Source organism: Helicobacter sp. NHP22-001, assembly GCF_030270165.1.
Classification (GTDB): Bacteria; Campylobacterota; Campylobacteria; order Campylobacterales; family Helicobacteraceae; genus Helicobacter; species Helicobacter gastrofelis.
The window spans coordinates 1-3,573 of sequence record NZ_BSWS01000023.1; the positions used below are offsets into that span (position 1 = coordinate 1).

Genomic DNA, 3,573 nt, shown 5'->3' on the forward strand with positions numbered 1-3,573 from the left:
CAGCATGGTAGAAACAGGAATACAACAAAAACCGCAATCTTTAAAATTTTTTTCTATTGATAGGATTTTATAGGATTTTATGCGGTTTTATAGGTTTGTAAGAACGGTTTGTAAAAAGCCATATCTATGACTTCTTGCATGTCTTTGTCTAGTTTGGTTTGTTTTGCTTGCTCCATAGAGTGTTTGAGCTGTTTCACTGCCTTTTCACTTCTAATTTTCCATGCAATGGTTCTTATATCTCTTTTAGCTTGTTCTCTGTCCTTGCTGGTCTTGGTGATGGGCTCAAAGTAGAATTGGATATGGGTGATGCGGTTACCCATGCCTTTGGTCTTTATCTTTTTATAGCAAAGGTTCTCAAAGTGTGGGAGCTTTTGGAGCTCTTGGGCAGCTGGTTTGAGAATTTGCATTTCGAGTTCGCCTATTGTGTAACTACTAGAAATCCCCATTAACTCTCTAAACTTACCCCACTCCATTTTAGGGGGTACGCCTGTACTTTTCCATTGCTTGAGAAGTCTATAAAGGGTCTTAGCGTATTTACCGCTGATATTTTGAAACTCCAAGAGCTCAAAGTAGGTGAAGTTGCCATGGAGGTAGTTAAGCAAGTAGCCAAAGTAAGGTGTATTCACTTGGATTTCCATGCTCTTAACTTGGGTTTTTTTGGTGTCGTGGTAGTTGATCCGCAACTTTCTAAAGAGCATAATGTTCTCTTTAGCATAAGGATAGAGTGCCCAAAAGCTAGCAGCTTTAATGTTTTTCCAAAATTTTTCAACGATCTTAGAGAGGTTTTCAAGGCTGACTTTGGTCTTAATCCCTATCATCGCTCTAATGTCTTCTGCTTCAAATACTAGGGTCTCATCCTCTTTGTCTTTGAGTTTGTTGAAGATGGCAAAGAGCAAATTGGCTTCTAATGCCCCTAAATTGCCTAGAGAAACGGAATTAACATCGTTGTGAAAGGTTACGTACTTTTCAGCGATCTCTGTGGGGATTGTGGGGGTATTTTGTGTGATGACTTCGGCTGTTATGGGTTGGTCTTGTGCTGTGGGTTGGTCTTGTGGGGGGTTTCTGTAATGGTGGGTGGGGTTATTGGTTTGTGGGGTTGAAGGTTCAACAGCATTTAGCAGACTTGACATTTTAACATAAAAATGCTAGAGTACTTGTCATTTCTAGGCGGGCCTTCTCCGCCACTTCAGCACCGTGACTAACACCGTAATTGGGGCTTTTCAGTGTTTTTGAGTTAGAACAACCGCCATTGCTAGGTGAATCTTTTTCCACCATTTGCATAACTCACAAGCTCAGGTGCAAAACTCCCTAACAAATCCTCTAAAAATAACGCGATCTTATCAGGTTGTAAGGCGATATACAGCTCTTGGGGTTTTAAGGTTTGTTTGGCTGGGGTAGGGTAGGCTGTGTGTTTGTCCTCTAGGATTTTGGCATTGAGTCTAGGGTCGCCCTTGGGGGTGTATTTGTAAAGGTTTTCAAAGTGAAACGCCCGATTTCTTAGCGTGCGTAAGAGTTGCAAAAGCAAGTCCGCTTTTTCATGGCGTTTGAGATGGGCGTTTTTGCGGTGTGCCAAATTTGTTTTAGTGCCAAAACGGTTTCTGTTCTTGTGGTAGTACCTCTTAAAATCTAGGTGGTCTAAAAAATCTAAAGCAAACACCTTGTCGTAGATTTTAAAATGCTCCACCACTTTAAGCCAAAAACCCATGCTCTGTTTGGAGATCAAGCCATCTTGGTGTGCCAAATCGCCATTGATTTGGATGCTTTTGGGCAAATGTTGCCACCACGCCCCCACTTGTTCTAATAGCACCGAGTCTATTTGGTTGCGGATCACCACTTCTAAAATGCCGATTTTGTGGCTTATGCGCCCAATGAGCGCAAAGTTAGCCTCATGTTCTGCTAGGTTGGCATACCCATCTAGTCGTTTGGCTGAAAACAGATTTTCTTGGGTGTTTTATGTCATCTCCAAATTTAATTCTTTAGCCATATCAGCTCCTTGTGTTTTTAATGGTCTGTGATTATATCATACAATCTATTTCTTAACTACAACAAAATTAAAATAACCAACCACAAATAAAAATAATTATATAAATATATAATATGAAAATATTTCTATTTTGATATGTTCTAAACAAAATTTTTAAATAACTTAAGAAAACTTTAAAAAATTATGTAGTATATTCTAATCACAAAATATATCAATTTAGTCAATTGATAGAAGGGAAAATGTATGGAATTGAAAAGAAATCAAAAAAATAATTATCATAATAATCATTATAATAATAACGACAACAACCCGTCACATGATAAACGTTTATTAGACACTAGCCATGCTGCTGATTTTTTGGGGGTAAATATAAGCACTATGATTGGTTGGCGTAAGGAAAAAAAAGGTCCTGCTTTTCTTTTACTGGGTGGTAAGGGCAAAGGTAATAGAAAATACCTTTACCCCATGTACAAGCTCGAAGAATTTAAAAGAGACAATCCACAGCTCTGTATCAATAGATTTGATAAAGATAAATATTACACTTTGGATGATCTATCTACTAGAAATGCAAATTCTCGTCCTGGCAAATTCGGCAAAGTCAATCGTAGTACGATGTTGAAATCGCTAACTTCAGAACCACAGTGGGCTAATGTTAAAAAACTTGAAGGATCTAGACATTATTTTGAAAAAGAATCATTAAGAAGATGCCTCTTGGAAAAAGGCATTGATGATGATAAAATATCTCACTATCTCAGTGTAAAAGAAGCTGCATTAGAGCTAGATGTCAGTGTAGGGCAGTTACATGCTTGGCGTAGAGATGGAACTGGGCCTACATACATTAACTTCGGCACAGTCTATTTATATCCTTTAGAGTTGCTAAAGCAATATACCGTAGAGCATGAGCCAATAAAAGGTGGTTTTGGAGAACACGGATGTGCTAGAGAGCTAAAAGTCAGTATAGATACACTTAGACAATGGAGAAAAGAAGGCAAGGGACCGAGATGGTGTGAGATAGATGGAGAAATCTATTACACAGAAGACGAAGTCAAACGATTTAAAAATCGCCAAAAATAGGCAAATTATCCGTAATTTTATCTGGCTGAATCTGACTGGAAAGGTGGGAGTTCATAAGCTCGCTTTGTAATTTTTGTCATTCAGTCGCCGTAGGGGCTAAAACTTTTTCAAAAGCTTCTCGTATTTGGCAATAAATTTTCTCATAGCCTCGCAGGGCAAACTTTACCCGATAAAGGCGTTAGCCGTGCCCCGTGTGGGCTTATTGAGTAAGTTTGCTTATTGAGTAAGTTTGCAAATTAACCTAGTAATTTTTATTTCACAAACCGCCACACGGGCTATTACTAGGTAGTTTGCCACTCAAACGCCGTGGGGGCTTAAAAGATATTTACTAGGTGTAGTGGAGGTTCTCACTACACAAGGGTGAGCAGTGTAAAGTAGCTATGAGCTATTTAGGCAGTAGCCTCTTGGCTATATTTCTCTATCCACTTCTGCAACTCTTGCATACTCTCAAACACATACACAAAATAATCAGGAGCATCACATTTGGGCACAGATTTTTTAAAGTAGTCTATGTA

The 3,573-nt window shown here is 38.8% G+C and carries 3 protein-coding genes; 1 reads left to right on the top strand and 2 read right to left on the bottom strand.

Translation table 11 applies throughout. The features are described from left to right. Positions 1-77: 77 nt before the first annotated feature. Positions 78-1,130, bottom strand: coding sequence for a replication initiation protein (locus QSJ47_RS08000; RefSeq protein ID WP_285603000.1), 1,053 nt, complete (start codon positions 1,128-1,130; stop codon positions 78-80). A gap of 122 nt (positions 1,131-1,252) precedes the next feature. After that, positions 1,253-1,807, bottom strand: a complete 555-nt coding sequence (locus tag QSJ47_RS08005) for a hypothetical protein (RefSeq protein ID WP_285603001.1) — start codon at positions 1,805-1,807, stop codon at positions 1,253-1,255. Between the two features lie 420 nt (positions 1,808-2,227). Here QSJ47_RS08005 and QSJ47_RS08010 point away from each other — a divergent pair, with 420 nt between their 5' ends. Next, positions 2,228-3,058 carry a helix-turn-helix domain-containing protein gene (locus QSJ47_RS08010; protein WP_285603002.1) on the top strand — a complete coding sequence of 277 codons (831 nt, stop codon included), beginning with the start codon at positions 2,228-2,230 and terminating at the stop codon, positions 3,056-3,058. Positions 3,059-3,573 lie beyond the last annotated feature (515 nt).